Origin of the sequence: Agrobacterium sp. LY4, from assembly GCF_001526585.1 — a bacterium.
Classification (GTDB): Bacteria; Pseudomonadota; Alphaproteobacteria; order Rhizobiales; family Rhizobiaceae; genus Agrobacterium; species Agrobacterium leguminum.
The window spans coordinates 55,194-72,756 of the sequence record NZ_ASYA01000018.1 but is presented as its reverse complement, the minus strand read 5'-3'; the positions used below and the strand labels follow the sequence as shown (position 1 = coordinate 72,756).

13 protein-coding genes and 2 pseudogenes are annotated in these 17,563 nt (G+C 60.7%); 3 read left to right on the top strand and 12 right to left on the bottom strand.

Annotated elements, in window-relative coordinates:
- The 5 genes and pseudogenes from L904_RS28415 to L904_RS16525 all read right to left on the bottom strand — a co-directional run.
- Nucleotides 1-89 (bottom strand): annotated as a pseudogene (locus L904_RS28415) (sugar ABC transporter permease); the annotation flags it as partial.
- Between the two features lie 174 nt (nt 90-263).
- Nucleotides 264-1,577 carry a sugar ABC transporter substrate-binding protein gene (locus tag L904_RS16540; RefSeq protein WP_003524929.1) on the bottom strand — a complete coding sequence of 438 codons (1,314 nt, stop codon included), beginning with the start codon at nt 1,575-1,577 and terminating at the stop codon, nt 264-266.
- A gap of 144 nt (nt 1,578-1,721) precedes the next feature.
- Nucleotides 1,722-2,675, bottom strand: a complete 954-nt coding sequence (locus L904_RS16535) for a sugar-binding transcriptional regulator (protein ID WP_020813212.1) — start codon at nt 2,673-2,675, stop codon at nt 1,722-1,724.
- A gap of 290 nt (nt 2,676-2,965) precedes the next feature.
- Nucleotides 2,966-4,816: an ABC transporter ATP-binding protein gene (locus L904_RS16530; RefSeq protein WP_020813213.1), complete on the bottom strand. Its 1,851-nt coding sequence runs from the start codon at nt 4,814-4,816 to the stop codon at nt 2,966-2,968.
- A 48-nt stretch (nt 4,817-4,864) separates the two neighbouring features.
- Entirely contained in the window at nt 4,865-6,028 is a 1,164-nt protein-coding gene (locus L904_RS16525) for a M20 aminoacylase family protein (RefSeq protein WP_020813214.1), read from the bottom strand.
- A gap of 305 nt (nt 6,029-6,333) precedes the next feature.
- On the opposite strand from L904_RS16525, the pseudogene L904_RS16520 reads away from it, so the two are divergent.
- The 3 genes and pseudogenes from L904_RS16520 to L904_RS16510 all read left to right on the top strand — a co-directional run bounded on the left by L904_RS16520 (nt 6,334) and on the right by L904_RS16510 (nt 10,109).
- Nucleotides 6,334-8,042 (top strand): annotated as a pseudogene (locus L904_RS16520) (peptide ABC transporter substrate-binding protein).
- A gap of 143 nt (nt 8,043-8,185) precedes the next feature.
- Nucleotides 8,186-9,196: an ABC transporter permease gene (locus L904_RS16515; protein WP_020813216.1), complete on the top strand. Its 1,011-nt coding sequence runs from the start codon at nt 8,186-8,188 to the stop codon at nt 9,194-9,196.
- Entirely contained in the window at nt 9,189-10,109 is a 921-nt protein-coding gene (locus L904_RS16510; RefSeq protein WP_020813217.1) for an ABC transporter permease, read from the top strand. Before L904_RS16515 ends, L904_RS16510 begins: the two co-directional genes overlap by 8 nt.
- A gap of 144 nt (nt 10,110-10,253) precedes the next feature.
- Here the strand turns inward: L904_RS16510 and L904_RS16505 are convergent, their stop codons facing one another.
- The 7 genes from L904_RS16505 to L904_RS16475 all read right to left on the bottom strand — a co-directional run bounded on the left by L904_RS16505 (nt 10,254) and on the right by L904_RS16475 (nt 17,420).
- Entirely contained in the window at nt 10,254-10,604 is a 351-nt protein-coding gene (locus L904_RS16505; protein WP_020813218.1) for a ribbon-helix-helix domain-containing protein, read from the bottom strand.
- A 70-nt stretch (nt 10,605-10,674) separates the two neighbouring features.
- Nucleotides 10,675-11,241, bottom strand: a complete 567-nt coding sequence (locus L904_RS16500; protein ID WP_020813219.1) for a DJ-1/PfpI family protein — start codon at nt 11,239-11,241, stop codon at nt 10,675-10,677.
- Nucleotides 11,242-11,315: 74 nt separating this feature from the next.
- Nucleotides 11,316-12,734 carry an amidase gene (locus tag L904_RS16495; RefSeq protein WP_020813220.1) on the bottom strand — a complete coding sequence of 473 codons (1,419 nt, stop codon included), beginning with the start codon at nt 12,732-12,734 and terminating at the stop codon, nt 11,316-11,318.
- Nucleotides 12,735-12,786: 52 nt separating this feature from the next.
- Nucleotides 12,787-13,608, bottom strand: a complete 822-nt coding sequence (locus L904_RS16490) for an ABC transporter permease (RefSeq protein WP_003499034.1) — start codon at nt 13,606-13,608, stop codon at nt 12,787-12,789.
- The gene (locus L904_RS16485; RefSeq protein WP_020813221.1) at nt 13,605-14,555 is read right to left on the bottom strand and encodes an ABC transporter permease; all 951 of its coding nucleotides are present in this window, start codon (nt 14,553-14,555) and stop codon (nt 13,605-13,607) included. Before L904_RS16485 ends, L904_RS16490 begins: the two co-directional genes overlap by 4 nt.
- A gap of 246 nt (nt 14,556-14,801) precedes the next feature.
- Nucleotides 14,802-16,337 carry an ABC transporter substrate-binding protein gene (locus L904_RS16480; RefSeq protein ID WP_031234517.1) on the bottom strand — a complete coding sequence of 512 codons (1,536 nt, stop codon included), beginning with the start codon at nt 16,335-16,337 and terminating at the stop codon, nt 14,802-14,804.
- A 180-nt stretch (nt 16,338-16,517) separates the two neighbouring features.
- Complete coding sequence (locus tag L904_RS16475; protein WP_020813223.1) at nt 16,518-17,420, bottom strand: LysR family transcriptional regulator; 903 nt, start codon at nt 17,418-17,420, stop codon at nt 16,518-16,520.
- Nucleotides 17,421-17,563: the final 143 nt, after the last annotated feature.

Here is a 17,563-nt window from a genome sequence, read left to right as displayed (position 1 = left end):
GCCAGAGGCACGATCATCCACACCAGCAATAACAGCACCGATGGCGCAAGCATCACCCGCGCCAGACCGCTCGTGTTTCGAGTTGCCATTGCACTCACCTCCCCTTGGGCCTGGGCGTCACGACATGCGCCCGGCATATCCGGAAGAACCGGCTCATTCTTGTTTTGATTTGAAGGGCTTAAACGCCGCCGTACAGACCGGCGGCTTGCCGTCCCCAAGGTTCGCTGCCCGGCATTGGCGCCGGACAGCGATCTTCGGGAGGATTACTTGATGTAACCGGCGCGGGTCATTTCACGCGTTGCTGTCGACTGGGCGCCCGCAAGCGCATCGTCAACACTGGACTGGCCAGCAACGACCGCCGAGAAAAGCTGACCGACAGTGGTGCCGAGCGCCTGGAATTCAGGGATCGCCACGAACTGACCGCCGGTGTAAGGCACGGGCTTTACAGTCGGCTTGGTGATGTCAGCGGCATCCATCGCGGCAAGCGTCGGCTTGGCGAAGGCCGCGGCCTTTTCATACTCGGCATTCTTGTAAAGCGAGGTGCGGGTGCCCGGAGGCACGTTTGCCCAGCCTTCCTTGGAAGCGACAAGCTCGGTATATTCCTTGCTGGTTGCCCAGGAGATGAACTTCTCGGCCGCTTCCGCCTTCTGCGAGCTCTTCGGGATCGCGAGGTTCCACGACCACAGCCAGTTACCATGGTTTTTCAGCTCGCCATGGGTCGGGAAGATGGCGTAACCGACCTTGTCGGCAACGGTGGAATCCTTCGGGTTGGAGACGAAGGAAGCAGCGACCGTGGCGTCGATCCACATGCCGCATTTACCCTGCTGGAACAGCGTCAGGTTTTCGTTGAAGCCGTTGGAGGATGCGCCCGACGGACCGGCATCCTTCATCAGATCGACGTAGAACTGCAGCGAGCTCTTCCATTCTGGCTGATCGAACTGCGGTTTCCAGTTTTCATCGAACCAGCGGCCGCCGAAGGAGTTGGTCAGCGCGCTGATGAAGGCCATGTTTTCGCCCCAGCCGGCCTTGCCGCGCAGGCAGATGCCGTTGATATCGGCCTTACGGTCGGTGATCTTGCGGGCGGCATCGCCGATGAATTCCCAGGTCGGGCTATCGGGCATCTTCAGGCCGGCTTTTTCGAACAGGTCCTTGCGATACATGATCATGGCGGATTCGCCATAGAAGGGCGCGGCGTAAAGCTTGCCTTCGCTGGAGAGGCCGCCGCGGATCGCCGGCAGCAGATCGTCGACGTCATATTTGTCGCCGAGCTTCTCGAGCGGCAGCAACCAGCCCTGCTTGGCCCAGATCGGCACTTCGTAATTGCCGATGGTCATGATGTCGTATTGGCCGCCATTGGTGGCGATATCGGTCGTCACGCGCTCACGCAGGACGTTTTCTTCAAGCGTCACCCACTCGACCTTGATGTCGGGGTTCTTGGTGGTGAAGTCCGAGGTCAGACCCTGCATGCGGATCATGTCGCCGTTATTCACGGTCGCGATGGTCAGCGTCTCGGCGGAAGCAAGGGTCGAAAAGGCGAGTGCCGAGCATGCGCCCAGCAAAATGGTCTTCAATGTCATATCTTCCTCCCAGAAGAAAAATGATGAGCATTCGCTTTGCTCTAGGGCATTTACTCACCTCATCAGCAAAAAAGTCAAGCGACATCCTGTGCTGCGACGCACATGGAAAAGCCAAGCCTTTGATTTTATGTGTTTAATTTTTGCTCAGTGAGTGAGCAAATATTCGCTCGTGACTTCATCGGTGATGAGGCCGTTCAGCAGACCGCCCCTCAGCGCCGCCAGAATCGAGGCGTTCTTGCGTGCGCCCTGCGCCATGCCGATGACGGTGCAGGTGTCTCTTGAAGGGATGGGAACGGAGGCGACGCGCTCGTTGACGGAATGCTCTAGAATGCGGCCATTGGCATCATACATCCAGCCGCAAATCTCGCCGACGGCACCGCTTGCCATCAGCGCCTTCATCTCATCCACGCCGAGGAAACCATCGACGCAGAGCGGTGCGTTTTCACCGAGTTCGCCGACACCGACGAAGGTGACATTGGCCGCGGAACCCAGCGCCAGCGTGGAGCGCACCATGGACTGGTCGTGCAGCAGTTCCCGCTCTTCCGCAGAAGAACATAGAACCGGCAGCGGCATTGGGAAATGCCGCGCCTTGATGGCATCGGCCATGCTGAAGATGACGTTATAATAGGCGGCCGATCCATCCGGCCCGATATTGCCCGTCAGTGAGACGATGCGGTGCTGCGGGCACTCCATTGGCGGCAGCTGGTCGACGGCGGCCTTCAATGTACGGCCGGTGCCGATGGCGAGCACGATGGGATCGGCATTCTTCAGCCAGCGCTCGATTTCCGCCGCCCCGGCCTCGGCAATGCCGACCGTGGAGGAGACGCCGGCCGGATCGCTCGGCACCACCTCGATATATTTCAGGTCGAATTTCTCTTTCAGCCGTTCGGCTTTTTCGAGACAGGCGGCGATAGGGTGATCGAGCCGGACCTTGATCAACCGCTCGGCGACGGCAAGCGACACAAGCCGCTGTGCCGATTGCCGGGAAATGCCCATGGCGGCGGCGATCTCATCCTGCGTGCGGCCGGCGACATAATACAGCCAGCCGGCACGGGCCGCATCGTCCAGCCGTCCATGTGCGTCGTTTCGTCTGGCCATGCCGCTGCCCTTTAAGAATTATGCTTGCGCATTTGCTGGCATTTTTTTGCGTCGGCTGTCAAACGGCGGATGGACGGAAAGACTATTCGGCGCGAAAATCGGCGGATGAGGAACGGTGACTGACGGCTTATACGTCCGTGTCGTTATTTTTCCGTCATTCCGGCCTTGAGCCGGAATCCAGCCACGGCGCGTCTGCGCCATGAAGAGTCTTTCGCGATCAAGGACTTGATCGCGCTGGACCCCGGATCAAGTCCGGGGTGACGATGCTGGGTTTATGCCCGTACCCTCATTCACGCCGCTTCCTGCACCAGATGCCCTGCGGAAACCTCGCGGTAATGCCGCTGCGGCGGCACGTAGTCCACCGGCCGGATCGGGCTTTTGATCTCGTCGGTCGCCATGTTGCGCCGGATCTGCCGCCGCGCCGGGTCCGGCACAGGAACGGCGGACATCAGCTTTTTCGTATAGGGATGCTGCGGATTGTCGAAAACCGCCGCACGCGGGCCGATCTCGACGATCTCGCCGAGATACATCACCGCCACCCGGTGGCTGACGCGCTCCACCACCGCCATGTCATGGCTGATGAACAGGAAAGCGAGGTTGAGGCTCTGTTGCAGGTCGAGCAGCAGGTTGCAGACCTGCGCCTTGATCGAGACATCGAGCGCCGAGACGCTTTCATCGGCAACGATGACCTTGGGGTCGAGCATCAGCGAGCGGGCAATGGCGATGCGCTGGCGCTGGCCGCCGGAAAATTCATGCGGGAAGCGCCGCATCATATCCGGGCTGAGGCCCACCTTTTCCAGAAGATCGGCCGCCTTTTCGCGGGCCTGCTGCTTGGTTCCGAGGCGATGCTCGATAAAGGGCTCCATGATCGCCGTGCCGATGCTCATGCGCGGATCGAGCGAGGCGAAAGGGTCCTGGAAGATCATCTGCACGCTGCGGCGCATGGTGCGCAGCGTCGTCTTGTCGAGCTTCAGCACCTCGTAGCCATCGAGCATGACATTGCCGGATGTCGGCTCGATCAACCGGGTGATGGAGCGGCCCGTGGTGGACTTGCCGCACCCAGATTCGCCCACGAGAGACAGGGTTTCGCCCTCAGCGAGATCGAAGGAGACCTTTTCCACCGCATGCACGGCCCCGGATTTGCGGCCGAAAAGGCCGGTGCGGATATCGAAACGGGTGGTGAGGTCCTTGACCGAAAGAATGGGCGTGCGGCCGCCGGAGACCGTATCCTTCACCTCCGCAACGGGCTGGCTTTCGCCGGTCTTGATATCGATGATCGGGAAACGGGCCGGCAGCACCCTCTCCTTCATCGAGCCGAGCTTCGGCACCGCCGAAAGCAGCGCCCGCGTATAAGGATGGCGGCCGCGATGGAAGATGTCGTCGGTGGTGCCGGTTTCCACCACATCGCCGCGGAACATGACGATGGTGCGGTCCGAGACTTCCGCCACCACACCCATATCATGGGTGATGAACAGGACCGACATGCCCTCCTCTTCCTGCAGCGTCTTGATGAGGTCAAGAATCTGGCCCTGGATCGTCACATCGAGCGCCGTCGTCGGTTCGTCGGCGATCAGCAATTTCGGTTTGGAGGCGAGCGCCATGGCGATCATCACGCGCTGGCGCATGCCGCCGGAAAACTGGTGCGGATAATCGTCGAAACGGTTCTTCGCATTGGGAATACGGACCTTCTCAAGCAGGCGGATGACCTCGGCGCGCGCGGCGGAGGAGGAAATATCCTGATGCACGGTCAGCGCCTCGGCAATCTGCTTGCCGATCGGGAAGATCGGGTTGAGGCTGGTCATCGGCTCCTGGAAGATCATTGAGATATCCTTGCCGCGAACCTTGCGCATCTCCTCTTCCGGCAGCGCCAGCAGGTCGCGCCCGCCGAGCATGACCTTGCCTTCGATGCGGCTCGTCTTTTTATCGAGGAGCCGCATGATGGAGAGCGAGGTGACGCTTTTACCCGAGCCGCTCTCACCGACGATCGCCACCGTTTCGCGCGGCGCGATCTCGAAACTCATATTGCGGACCACGGATTTCCAGCCGCCATCGACGCGGAAGGATGTGGTGAGATTTTGAACCGATAAAACCGGGCTTACCGAACCGCCGGTCTGTTCCATGGACGTCGCCGCCAAAAGCATGCCGATCTCCTGAAAAGCAAAAGGCGGCCATGAAGGCCGCCGGATGTCTTACGCAGCAAGTGCGGTTTCGGCCATCGAAACCCAGTAGCTGATGCCGTAAGGCAGCGCATCGTCGTTGAAATCATAAGCCGCATTGTGCAGCCCGGCGGTATCGCCATTGCCGATGAAGATGAAGGCGCCGGGGCGCGCTTCCAGCATGTAGGAGAAATCCTCGGCCCCCATATGCGGGTTGGGATTGGTGTTGACGGCGTTCGCACCGGCCACGCCCATCGCCACCCCGGTCGCGAATTCGGTTTCGTCACTGTGGTTGAAGGTGACGGGATAACCGCGATGATATTTCACCTCCACGGTGGCGCCATGCGCCATGGCGGTGGCGGTCGCCACTTCCTTCAGGCGCTTTTCGGCGAAATCGCGGGTTTCAGGCAGCAGCGTGCGCACCGTTCCCGTCAGCGTCACCGCACCGGGAATGACATTGACGGCCGTGCCGCCATGGGTGGTGGCGACGGTGACGACCAGCGATTTCAGCGGATCCGTCTCCCGCGAGACGATGGATTGCAGGGCGATGATGACATGCGCCGAGGTCAGCACCGGATCGATGGAAAGATGCGGGGCGGCCGCATGGCTGCCCTTGCCGGTGATGACGATTTCGAAACTATCCGCCGCCGCCATGGTCGATCCCTTGCGGATGGCGAAATTGCCGACCGGAATGCCCGGCTCATTATGCATGCCATAGACCTGCGAAATGCCGAATTTCTCCATCATGCCGTCGTTCAGCATGGCGAGCGCGCCCGCGCCGCCCTCTTCCGCCGGCTGGAAGATCACCGCCACGGAGCCCTTGAAATTGCGGGTCTCGGCCAGATATTGCGCCGCACCCAGAAGCATGGCGGTGTGCCCGTCATGACCGCAGGAATGGGCCTTGCCCGGCGTCTTCGAAGCCCAGGGCTTGCCGCTCGTCTCGAGGATCGGCAGCGCGTCCATGTCGGAGCGGAAACCGATGGTCGGGCCATCCCCGTGCCGGCCCTTGATGATGCCGACCACGCCGGTCTTGCCGATGCCGGTCTCGACCACGTCGCAGCCGAAGGATTTGAGTTTTTCGGCCACGAATTTCGATGTTTCGAAGACATCGTAGAGCAGTTCCGGGTGTTCATGCAGATGGCGCCTCCAGCCGGCAACTTCTTCCTGCATTTCAGCCACACGGTTCAATATCGGCATTCTCTTTTTCCCTTTTTTTGTTCCCCGCCGGGTTGTCGGACGCCATATTGCGTTTGGAATTTCTCGTTTTGCAAGCATGAAATTTGCTGCATGAGCGAAAAATAGGCCCAAAACTGAATGGCTCAATTTTTGTTCATCAAAGAAACATTGGGACTTGCTTTTCAAAAAAACTGACAATAGCATCATCGGGAATGGAGGAATATTCCTTAGCAAAGTCAAATACTTAGAATAACAGACCTTGCACATGACGACGGGAAAAGCGTCAAACATTCAAATAGATAAAATCCAAAAAGGGGAAAACGACAATGAAGAAGCGCAGCGTTCTCTTTGCCAGCACGGTGGCGGCCATGGCCTTGGCAGGCTCTGCCGCCCATGCCGAGCGTGGCAGTGACGGCGAACTGAAAATCCTGTTCTGGCAGGCGGTATCGACACTTAATCCCTATCTTTCCGGTGGCACGAAGGAAGTCTACAGCTCGTCCATGGTGATTGAGCCGCTGGCGCGCTACGACGAAAAAGGCGAGCTGGTGCCGATGCTGGTCACCGAAATTCCGACGATCGACAATGGCGGCGTCGCGAAGGATCTGCTCAGCATGACCTGGAAGCTGAAAAGCGACGTGAAATGGTCGGATGGCACGCCGCTCACCGCCGAGGACGTTATTTTCACCTGGAAATATTGCACCGCACCGGATGGCGGCTGCGCGCAGGCGGCGCAATATGAGGGCGTGAAGAATGTCGAGGCCGTCGACGCCCACACCGTCAAGGTCAGCTTCACCGAACCGAAACCCTACCCCTATTCCGCATTCGTCGGCGCACAGTCGCCGGTCATCCAGAAGAAGCAGTTTGAAAAATGCGTCGGCGCTGCCGCACCCGGCTGCACATCCGCCAATTTCGGTCCCATCGGCACCGGCCCCTTCGTGGTCAAGGATTTCAAGCCGAACGACGTGATCAGCTTCGTCGCCAACACCAATTACCGCGACCCCGCCAAGCCCGCCTTCGCCACGGCGACCCTGAAGGGCGGCGGCGATGCCGCTTCCGCCGCACGCGCCGTGCTGGAAACCGGCGAGTTCGACTATGCCTGGAACATGCAGGTGGAGCCGGAAATCCTCGCCACCATGGTGGCCGCCGGTAAGGGCAAGCTTGAGACAGCCTTCGGCACCCAGGTCGAGCGTATCAATCTCAACTGGTACAATGCCGATCCTTCGCTGGGCGAAAGCGCTCCACCAAGCAGGCCGGCCCGCACCCGGCCCTTTCCGACCCCGCCGTGCGCCGTGCATTGTCGCTCGCCATCGACCGCGATGTCATCGACGAAGCGGGTTATGGCGAAGCGGGCAAGCCGACCTGCAACATCGTGCCGGCTCCGGAAGCCGTCGCTTCCACCAAGAATGACAGCTGGTGCCTGAAGCAGGATGTGGAAGGCGCAAACAAACTGCTGGACGATGCCGGCTGGGTGAAGGGCGCCGATGGCATTCGTGCCAAGAATGGCGTGAAGCTCTCCTTCCTCTACCAGACCTCCACCAACTCGGTTCGCCAGGCCACGCAGGAGCTGGTGAAGGACATGTGGTCGCAGATCGGCGTCGCTTCCGAACTGCGCAATGTCAGCGCCTCGGTCTTCTTCGGCGGCGACCCGGCAAGCCCGGATACCTTCCAGAAATTTTATGCCGACGTCGAAATGTACACCAACAATTTCGACGGCACCGACCCGGAAAAATACCTGGCGGAATGGCTGTGCGACAAGATCCCGGCACCCGCTAACGGCTGGCAGGGACAAAACATTCCGCGTTATTGCAACCCGGCATTCGACAAGCTGGTCGGCGAACTCTCCAAGACCGCAGACCTTGCCAAGCGCGGTGAGATTTCCAAGCAGCTGAACGACATGCTGACGGAGGAAGGTGCGCATATTCCGCTCATCCACCGCGGCAGCGTTTCCTCGCATTCGCTGACGCTGGAAGGCGTTCGCATGAATGCCTGGGATTCGGAACTCTGGAACGTCGCGGACTGGTCCCGCAAGAAGTAACACGCAGATGCGCCGGCTTCTCCATCCGGAGAGGCCGGCCTTCTGCATGCCCCTGGACCATGATCTGAAGACACATTTGCCGCGTTAAGGCGAAAACGCTCCCAATTTTCGTCCTGTCGCGCTCTGGGTCTGGAGAGTTTCAGATGTTTACCTTTACGCTCCGGCGGCTTGCCTTTGCCGTACCGACGCTGCTTGTCATCAGCTTCGTCATCTTCGCGCTGCTCGATCTTGCGCCGAACGACCCGACCGGCGACCTGCCGCTCACCATCCCGCCGGAAGTGCGTGAGCAAATCCGCGCCTCGCTCGGCCTCGACCAGCCCTTCTTCATCCGCTACCTGATGTGGCTGCAGCAATTCTTCATCAACGAACCGCTGAACCTCATTGAAAGGCTGACCGGCTGGCAGATCGGCGATGGCAGCCGCATGCGGGTGCTCTCCTGGGCGACACGCAGCCCGGTGGTCGATCTCGTCATTCAGCGCATGCCGCAGACACTGTGGGTGGTGGGCCTCGCCTATCTCTTCGGTGCGCTGCTGGCGATCCCGATCGGCGTCATTTCCGCCTACAAGCAATATTCGATCTTCGACCAGATCGGCACCTTCGTTTCGATGGTCGGTTATTCGGTGCCGACCTTCTTCACCGGCGTGCTGCTGGTCGTCATCTTCAGCTCCTATCTGCAATGGTTCCCGTCCGTTTACGACACCAACCTTCAGGTGACCGACTGGGGAAGTTTCGTGGCGCAGGTGAAGCAGATGTTCCTGCCCGTGCTGGTGCTGACGCTCTATAATGTCTCGCAGATCAGCCGCTTCGTGCGCGCCTCCATGCTGGACAATCTGCATCAGGATTATGTGCGCACCGCACGCGCCAAGGGCGTGAAGGAAAAATCCGTCCTGCTCATCCACGTGCTGCGCAACAGCCTGATCCCGGTGGTGACGGTGATTGCGCTCGGCGTGCCGACGATCTTTTCCGGCGCCATCATCACCGAACAGATATTCCGCGTGAACGGGCTTGGCCAATTGCTGATCACCGCCGTTCAGGGCGCGGATATTCCGCTGGTGCAGACGCTCACCTTCATTTTCGCGGTGCTTATCGTGCTCTTCAACCTGATTGCCGACGTGCTGTACGGCATTCTCGACCCGAGGATCCGCTATGACTGACGCCACCATCGCAGCGCCGACGGTTGCGGCCACCCCCACACAATCCGCCCTTGCCGATATCTGGAAACAGTTCCGCGTTCACAAGGGCGGCGTGGCGGGCCTCTTCGTCTTCGTCTTCATCCTGCTGGCGGTCTATGTCGGCCCCTATATCCACACCGTTGCGCCCAACACCATCAATGTGAAGGCGCGCAACCAGTGGCCGTCGCTCGCGCATCCTTTCGGCACCGATAATCTCGGAAAGGATATGCTGGCGCAGGTTCTTGCCGGCGGCCGTATCTCGCTTGCCGTCGGCATCACCGCCATGCTGCTGGCGCTGTTTCTCGGAACGCTGGTGGGCGTGCTGTCTGGCTATTTCCGCAGGCTCGACGGCCCGCTGATGCGGCTGACCGACCTGTTCCTGGCGCTACCGCTTTTGCCGCTGCTGCTCGTCATCCTGATGCTGTTCCGCGATACGCTGCGCGCGGCCTTCGGGCCGGAAACCGGCATCTTCATCCTGATCGTTTTCGTGATCGGGATAACCAGCTGGATGCATACGGCCCGTATCGTGCGCGGCGACGTGCTGACGATCAAAAGCCAGGAATTCATCATGGCGGCGAAATCGAGCGGCATGCGCGAATACCGCATCATCCTCAGGCATATATTGCCGAATGTGCTGAGCTCGATCATGGTCTCGGCCACGCTCGGCATTGCCGCCGCCATCATCACGGAATCCGCGCTGTCCTTCCTCGGCCTCGGCTTCCCCTCCGATTTCCCGACCTGGGGACGGCTGCTGTTCGATGGCGCGAACTTCCTGCAACTGACGCCCTCGCGCGTGCTGTGGCCAGGGCTGGCGATCTCGCTGACGGTTCTGAGCGTCAACTATATCGGTGATGCGGTGCGCGATGCGCTTGATCCAAGGGCGCTGAAGAGTTGAGGAGAATGCGAGAGAGGGGAATCCTCGAACCATTCCCACGTCATCCTCGGGCTTGTCCCGAGGATCTAATCACGTCGAAAAAAACGATACGCCGGCAGATCCTCGGGACAAGCCCGAGGATGACGTCGAGTGTACTGTGACCGCCTAGTGATAATTCACCTTTTCCGCATCGAGAATGCTGTCCGCATCCAGCGCTGCAATCGGAATATCGCTGCGCGCCGGAATATCGCCGGAAAGCTGAAGCGCCAGATAACGCCCGCAGCAGACCCGCAGGAACGAGGTGAAATTGCCCAGATCGTGCCCGGCATCGATCGATTCATTATAAAGCTTGGCGATCAGCTGCACGCTGTTCATGCCGTCGCGCCGCGCGATCTCGTCCAGCGTCGCCCAGAAGAAGTTTTCAAGCCGCACGCTGGTGACCATGCCATCGATCCTGAGCGACCGCGTATGGCTCTCCCAAAGCGCCGGGTCTGCCTTGATGAAAAGCTTGCACATGGTTTCCTCCCTCACCACGCCTGAAAGATAGGCGGAAAACGGGGCCGGAAAAAGCCCCGTTTCGCCGGCCTTATTTCCCGAGCACGGCCATGAATTGCGAAAGCCAGGCCGGATGCGCCGGCCATGCGGGCGCCGTCACCAGCTTGCCATCGGTAACCGCCGCATCGATGGCGATATCGGCATAGGTGCCGCCAGCCAGTTCCACCTCCGGGCGGCAGGCGGGATAGGCCGAGCAGGTGCGACCCTTCAAGACACCCGCTGCCGCCAGCAATTGTGCACCGTGGCAGACGGCCGCAACCGGCTTGTCGGCCTCGAAGAAATGTTTCACCGCCGAGAGCACATCCGCATTGAGGCGCAGATATTCCGGCGCGCGTCCGCCCGGAATGACCAGCGCATCGTAATCCGCAACCTTGATATCGGCGAAGGTGGCGTTGAGCGCAAAATTATGGCCGCGTTTTTCCGAATAGGTCTGGTCGCCCTCGAAATCATGGATGGCCGTGGCAATGGTCTGGCCCGCCTTCTTGCCCGGGCAGACGGCATGCACCGTGTGGCCGACCGCAGCCAAGGTCTGGAACGGCACCATGGTCTCATAATCCTCGGCGAAATCGCCGGCGATCATCAAAATCTTCTTCGGCATATCTGCTCCTCCCGTTTTCGAATGCCTTTGGGCACCCTAACAGGCGGGATCGAGATGCGGGTATTATGGCAATACTACAGGGCCGATAAAGGTGGATCAGCGGCCCGCGGCGGCTGCGGCCAGCGTCTCACACCGCCGCCCCAATTCTCGAAGGCCTTTGAAAGCTTCAGCACGAACAAATCCTCGTAACGCGGCCCGACGATCTGCAAGCCGATGGGCATTCCCGATTTGGAGAAACCGCAATTGATCGAGGAGGCCGGTTGTTCCGACATGTTCCACGGCACGGTGAAGGCGATATGTTCGAAGGGCCGTTCCGGATCATTGGTGGGCGAGGCCCAGTCGGCCGGATAGGACACGATGGGATTGACGGGTGAAATCACCGCATCAACGGACTGCATCAACCGCCCGCAGGTCTTACGCATTTCCATGGTCTGGTTGAAACCGAAAACGGCGCGCGAACCGGAAATATCCGCCCCCTTCTGCGCCCATTCATGAATATAGGGAAGGATCGCGGCGCGACGGTCCGAGCTCAGCGCCGCCATGTCGCCCCAGAACTTCGCCCGCCAGAAATCGTCCAGCCCATCCAGCATCTCGCGTGTCAGCACCGGCGCGACCGGGATGACGATGGCGCCCGCCGCCTCGAACAGTTTCGCGGCGGAAAGCACGGCATCGCGCACCTCTTCGTCCAGCAGCAGGCCGCAGCCTGCATCCAGCATCAGGCCGATTTTCAGGCCCTTCACATTAATATCGAGGTCCATCCAGTTGATATCGTTGGGCGGCAGCGCCGTGCCATCGCGCCAGTCGGGGCGGGAAAGCGTCGCCATGGCATAGGCGGCGTCGGCAACAGTGCGGGTCATCGGTCCGGCGCAGCGGCCGGTATAATAGGGATCGACCGGGATGCGGCCCTGGCTTGGCTTGAAACCGAACAGGCCGGTCCACCCCGCCGGCAGCCGCACCGAGCCGCCAATATCCGTGCCGATATGCAGCGTGCCGTAACCTGCAGCCCCTGCCGAGGCAGCACCGGCGCTGGAGCCGCCGGGGTTCTGGGTGGGATCCCACGGATTGCGGCTGAGCTTGTGGAAACTGGAAAGGCCGGAGGAAAGCATGCCGTAATCCGGGCAGGTCGTCTTGGCGTAAATAATCCCGCCATCCTCACGGCAGCGGGCGGCCACCGGCGCGTCCTCAACCGCGGGCACCAGTTCCACCGCTTTGGTGCCGAGCGGCACCGGATGGCCTTTCGTGGCGATCAATTCCTTCAGCGAAACCGGAATGCCATCGAGAGCCCCGAGCGTTTTGCCCTTTTGCCAACGTTGCGTCGAGGCCAGCGCCTGCCTGCGTGCATCTTCCGGATCGTAGGCGTAAAGCGCATTCACCACCGGTTCGAAAGCATCGATGCGCGCCTCCACCGCCTGCCAATATTCCGATGGCGAAAGCTTCCTGTCCCGGTAAAGCGCCAGGATTTCGAGCGTGTTGAGGTCTATGAGATCGGTCATGGCATCGTCTCGTCAGAAAACAGGAAATAAGGGCGACAGCTTTTTGGAACGGTCAGCTGGTATCGCGCGGGTCCAGCAGGTCGCGCAGGCCGTCGCCCAGAAGATTGAGGCCGAAGACGGCGAGCGCGATCGCAAGGCCGGGCATGATGGCGAGCCAGGGTGCGGTGCCAAGATAGGTCTGCGCATCGGCCAGCATCCGCCCCCAGGTGGCGGCGGGCGGCGGCATGCCGAGACCGAGGAAAGAAAGGCCTGCTTCCGTCAATATCGCAAGACCGAGCTGGATCGTCACCTGCACGATGATCTGGTTGGATATATTCGGCACGATATGGAAAAGCGTGATCTTGGCACGGTTCTGGCCGATGCTGGTGGCGGCGGTGACATATTCCCGCGACCATATCTGCAACGCCGCCCCCAGCGTCAGCCGGGCAAAGACCGGCACCATAAAGGTGGCGATGGCGATGATGGCGGTAAAACGGCCCGTGCCGATGAAGGCACCGAGCATCATCGCCGACAGGATGGGCGGCACGGCGAAGATGATGTCGCAGATGCGCATGACCACGGTTTCGGTGAAACCGCGCAGCGCCGCAACCGCCACGCCGATGGTCGTGCCGATAAATGCGCCGATGGCGACGGCGGCGATGGAGGTGGACAGCGAGTTCCACGCACCGGCCATCAGCATGGACAACACGTCGCGGCCGAAATGATCCGTGCCGAGGCCGCCATAAACGAACGGCGATTTCAGCTTCTGGACGATCTGCATCTTGGTGGGGGACACGGGCGTCCAGACCAGCGACAGCAGGGCGACTGCGACCAGAAAGACCGTGACGGCGATGCCGACGGCAAAGGCGGGGCGGCGGCGGATCAATCGCATCATCGCGCACCTGCCCGCAGTCTCGGATCGATGAAGAGATAGGCGATATCGACCACGAAATTCATGACGATCACCAGCGCCGAGAAAAACAGCACGACGGATTGCATGACGACGATATCGCGCTGGGTCAGCGCCTGATAGGCAAGCCGCCCGAGACCCGGCAGGTTGAAGACATTTTCCACCAGCACCGCGCCGGCAATGAGAAAGGTGAATTGCAGGCCGATCATGGTGACGACAGGGATCATCGCATTCGGCACCGCATGCCGCCACAGCGCCACCCGCTCGCTCAGGCCCTTGGCGCGCGCGGTGCGCACGAAATCCTCATTCATCACTTCAAGCACGGCGGAGCGGCAGACGCGGGTGAGAACGCCGGCCTGCGACAGCGCCAGCGCGACCGCCGGGAGGATAAGCGCCGTAAGACCCGCTGAAAAATTCGGCGTCCAGCCGGGAAAACCGCCGGCCGGCATCCAGCCGAGCGTGGTGGAAAAGACGATGATGAGCAGCAGCCCGACCCAGAAACCGGGCACGGCGATGCCCACATGCGAAAACAGCCCGGCCGCAAAATCCAGCGCCCCGTTGCGGCTCCTCGCCGCCGCCACGCCGAGCGGAATGGCAATGGCCACCGAAAGGCAAACGGCCAGCAGCGCAAGCGGCAGGGTAACGGCCAGCCGCTCCAGGATCAGCCCCGCCACCGGCACGCCATAGGTATAGGATTGCCCGAGATCGCCATGAAACACGCCGGCGAGCCAGTGGAGATAACGCAGCGGCAGCGGTTGATCGAGGCCCATCTGCTTCTGCAGCGCGGCGAGCGTATCGGGGCTCGCCGAGGTTCCGAGCATGATGGCGGCAGGATCACCCGGCAGCAGGCCCATGACGACATAGATGATGAGAGAAACGGCAAACAGCGTGATGACGAGGCTTAAAAGACGCCGGATGAGGACGGCTAACATCTGGCATCTTCTCCTTGCTTTGTTTCGCAGTCGGATATCGTGGAGAGATTTGTTGTCATCCCGCACACTCTTCCCTCATCCCTGTTCCCCGGAACATGCCCGAGGATGTCACAGGGATCCAGCCGACGCGCGTCCGCGCGGCGGAGAGACTCCTTTCAGCCCAAGGACTTCGGCTGGCTGGATTCCTGTGACAAGCACAGGAATGAGGTGGATGGGGAAACTGCGCCCTACCCCTCACAACAAACCCTATTCTTCCCAATGCACATCCGTCAGCACATTCGAGGGAATGGGCTCGTTTTCCCACAGCCCCTTCACCTTCTTGTCCCAGACACCGAGTTTCGGCATGACGAAAAGGAAGAGAGCCGGCACGTCCTCGGCGAGGATTTTCTGGGCTGCGCCATAGAGCTTTTCCTGCTCGCCGGCATCCGCCGTCTTTTCGACATTCGCCACGACCTCATTGAAGGTCGGGTTCTTGTAATTGAAATAATAGGGATCGCGCGCATAGATATCGATATCCATCGGCTCCGCATGGGCAACGATGGTCATGTCGTAATCCGCGCCTTTGAGAACATCAGCAACCCACTTCGCCGGAAACTCGGTGGTCTCGATGGTCATGGTCACGCCGAGTTCGGCAAACATCGCCTGCAGGATTTGCGAGGTGCGCTGGGCATAGGCCATCTGCGGCGCCTTGATGGTGAAGCTGAAACCATCCGGATAGCCGGCTTCCGCGAGCAGCGCCTTGGCCTTGTCGATATCGTAAGGATGTACCCCGGTCGTATCGATATAGCCGCGGTCATTCGGGGTGTAATGGCTGCCGATGGCCGTGCCGAAGCCGGACCAGGCGCCTTCAATGACAGTACCGCGATCAACCGCCATCATCAGCGCCTGGCGCACGCGCTTGTCGTCAAAAGGCTTGCGGGCATTGTTCATGCCGGCCACGACCTTCAGCTCGGTATTGCCGACGAAGGTGCCGAGGCGCGCGTCGCCATCGAAGGAGGTCATCAGTTCCGGTGCGCCGAATTCCGGGAAGGCATCGATATCGCCGGATTTCAGTGCGGCGGCCTGCGCCTGCGGGTCGGAGACGAAACGGAAGGTCGCCTTCTCCAGCTTTACCGCCACGGCCTTGTCCCAATAGGCGTCGTTCTTCTGCAACTCGACCTTGTCGCCCTTGGCCCAGGCCACGAATTTGAACGGGCCGGTACCGACAGGAGTGGTGCGGTTATTCTCGGCGCTTTTCGGCGCCACCATCACGGAGGCCGGCCAGCCGAGCCAGTAGAGGAGGCTGCCGGCCGGCTGCTTCAGCTTCAGCACCAGCGTTGCGGCATCCGGCGTCTCTATACTGTCGATGGCGGCGAAGAAGCGTTTCTGCGGATTGACCGAGCTTTCGCCACGCGCCCGATCCAGCGAAAATTTCGCGACAGAGGAATCGAAGGTCTCGCCATCATGGAAGGTCACGCCCTTGCGCAGCTTGAACGTATAGGTTTTGCCATCAGGGGAAATTTCCCAGCTTTCGGCAAGCTGCGGCTTTACCTTGCCTTCGCGGTCGATCTTCACCAGACCTTCGAAGACATTCTGCCAGGTGACCTGGCCGATGGCGACGGGGGCGGCAATGGTCGGATCGAGGCCGGCCGGCTCGACGGCCATGCCAAGCGTCAGCGCGGTTTTCGGCGCGGCTTCGGCAACCTTTGCCGAAAGCGGCAGCCAGAGCGCCGTGCCCAATGCAAGGGTCAGCGCGGTACGGCGCGAAAGCGTTGCCGCCTGCGAAAGATAAGTGCGTGGCATCATTGTCCCCTGTCTGGCGGCCGGGGCATTTTTGCCCTCGGAAGACCGCCCGTTGCAAAAAGAGTGTCATGTTGCAGGCGCACACACAATCTCGATTTTTGTGTGCTCCGTGTAGCTGAAATGGCTACACGGAAATGCAGATGGAAATCAACCTTTCGGGCAGATTGCCGGCCATCTCGCTTATCCCGCCGTCGCCTCGCGCATGAAGCGCTCAATGAAATCGGCGAGCTTGGAGGCGGCGAAGGACAATTGCCGGTCGGGCGCAACGCAGAGATCGATCTGGGTATGGATGCCTTTTTTCCCGGCCAACGGAACGGCGACCATCTGGCCGCTGCGGATTTCCCGCGCCACCGAAAGCGCCGGCAACAGCGTGGCGGCGGCGTGGCCCAGCACCAGCTCCTTCAGCATTTCCAAAGAGCTGGTGATGAAAACAGGATCAAGCTCGATGCCCGCATCGGCAAACAGCGTGTCGAAGGCCTGACGCGCCGCGAAACTTTTATCCGGCAAAGCAAGCGGCAGGCTGGCCAGCTCTTTGAGCGAGACTTCCGGCTGGGCAGCGAGCGCATGGCCGGCCGGGAAGATCGCATCGTAGCTGATGCGGGTGCGCGAGCGCACTTTTACGCCGGAAAGCTTCGGCGCGAACAGGCTGACGACCAGATCGGCTTCCGCAGCACCCAGCGCCTCCATTGCCTGCCGGGCGCTGGTAATATGCACCTCGAAGCGCAGCTTCGGATATTTCAGGCTGAACTGCGCCAGCACCGGCGCCAGAAGATTGGCCACCGTCGCGCCATTGGCATAGACCGTGACGCGGCCGCGCTGCAGGCCTTTCAGATCGTCGATCAGCTGGTGCACATGGTCGAGTTCCCGGAGCGTCTTGCCGGCGCGGGCGGCGAGCAGCTCTCCCGCAGCGGTCAGTTTCACACCCCGGCTGGAGCGCTCCACCAGCGGCGAACCGAAATAATATTCGAGATTTTCGATCTGCCGGCTCACCGCCGTCGGCGCGACATTCAGGTTTTCCGCCGCGGCGCGCATGGAATTGGTGCGAACCAGTTCGTCGAAATACATCAATGCGCGCAGTTGCATGGTCTGGATACCTTGTTTTGGCCGACACCGTCCGTCATGCTGGGCTTGACCCGGCATCCAGCGCGATCAAGTCCTTGATCGCAATAGAGTCTCTGACCGCGCAGACGCGCGGTCGCTGGATTCCGGCTCAAGGCCGGAATGAC